Raw genomic sequence first — 1,663 nt, 5'->3', positions numbered from 1 at the left:
GGCGCGGGACCAGATCCGCGAGGGCGCGCACATGCTCGACCTGTGTGTGGACTACGTGGGCCGGGACGGTGTCGCGGACATGGAGGAGCTGGCGGGCCGCTTCGCGACCGCCTCCACCCTCCCGGTCGTGCTGGACTCCACGGAGGTGGACGTCCTGCGCGCCGGCCTGGAGAAACTGGGCGGCCGGGCCGTCGTCAACTCGGTCAACTACGAGGACGGCGACGGCCCCGAGTCCCGCTTCGCATCCTCATCGACACGCTGACCTTCACCATCTGCACGGGCCAGGAGGAGTCCCGCAAGGACGGCATCGCGACGATCGAGGCGATCCGGGAGCTGAAGCGCCGCCACCCGGACGTGCAGACCACGCTGGGTCTGTCGAACATCTCCTTCGGCCTGAACCCGGCCGCGCGGCTCGTCCTCAACTCGGTCTTCCTGGACGAGTGCGTGAAGGCCGGTCTGGACTCGGCGATCGTGCACGCCTCGAAGATCCTGCCGATCGCCCGGCTCGAACCCGAGCAGGTCGAGGTGGCGCTCGACCTGATCCACGACCGGCGGCGCGAGGGCTACGACCCGCTCCAGCGGCTCCTGGAGCTCTTCGAGGGCGCCACCACCCAGTCCCTCAGGGCCGGCAAGGCCGAGGAGCTGGCGGCGCTGCCGCTGGAGGAGCGCCTGAAGCGGAGGATCGTCGACGGGGAGAAGAACGGGCTGGAGGCGGACCTCGACGCGGCCCTCGCCGGGCGCCCTGCCCTGGAGATCGTCAACGAGGTGCTGCTCGACGGCATGAAGACGGTCGGGGAGCTGTTCGGCTCGGGGCAGATGCAGCTGCCGTTCGTGCTCCAGTCCGCCGAGGTCATGAAGACCGCGGTGGCGTATCTCGAACCGCACATGGAGAGGTCCGACGCCGACGGGAAGGGCACGATCGTGCTCGCCACCGTCCGCGGCGACGTGCACGACATCGGCAAGAACCTCGTCGACATCATCCTCTCCAACAACGGCTACGACGTCGTCAACATCGGCATCAAGCAGCCCGTCTCCGCCATCCTCGAAGCCGCCGAGCAGCACGACGCCGACGTCATCGGCATGTCGGGGCTGCTGGTGAAGTCCACGGTGATCATGAAGGAGAACCTGGAGGAGCTGAACGGGCGGGGGCTCGCCGAGCGGTTCCCGGTGATCCTCGGCGGCGCGGCGCTGACCCGCGCCTACGTCGAACAGGACCTCCACGAGACCGCCGTTGAAGCAGCGGCGGGTGCCGAAGCGGGAGACGCCGCTGGAGGTGCGGGAGCCCGAGCCCGGCGGCCGTTCCGACGTCGCCACCGACAACCCCCTGCCCGAGCCCCCCTTCCTCGGGACCGAGGTCGTCACCGGCATCCCCCTCGCCGACTACGCCCCCTGGCTGGACGAGACGGCGCTCTTCAAGGGCCAGTGGGGGCTCAAGGACGCCGGGACGATCGAGGCGGAGGGCCGGCCCCGGCTGCGCGCCCTCCTCGACCGGATCGCGCGCGAGGACCTGGTGGAGGCGGCCGTCGTCTACGGCTGGTTCCCGTGCGTGTCCAAGGGTGACGACCTGATCGTCCTGGACGAGGACGGGGGCGAGCGGACCCGCTTCACCTTCCCCCGCCAGCAGCGGGGCCGCCGCCTCTGTCTCGCCGACTTCCACCGCGCC

1 protein-coding gene and 1 pseudogene are annotated in these 1,663 nt (G+C 70.4%); both read left to right on the top strand.

Going from position 1 to position 1,663, the window contains the following annotated elements:
• A pseudogene (locus tag IF73_RS38395) lies at positions 1-1,221 on the top strand (dihydropteroate synthase); the annotation flags it as partial.
• Between the two features lie 25 nt (positions 1,222-1,246).
• The coding region (locus IF73_RS42950) for a vitamin B12 dependent-methionine synthase activation domain-containing protein (RefSeq protein ID WP_420706619.1) at positions 1,247-1,663 on the top strand (417 nt) is incomplete at its 3' end.

Source organism: Streptomyces sp. NRRL F-5727 (genome assembly GCF_000719555.1).
Lineage (GTDB): Bacteria > Actinomycetota > Actinomycetes > Streptomycetales > Streptomycetaceae > Streptomyces.
This window is presented reverse-complemented; position numbering and strand designations above follow the sequence as displayed.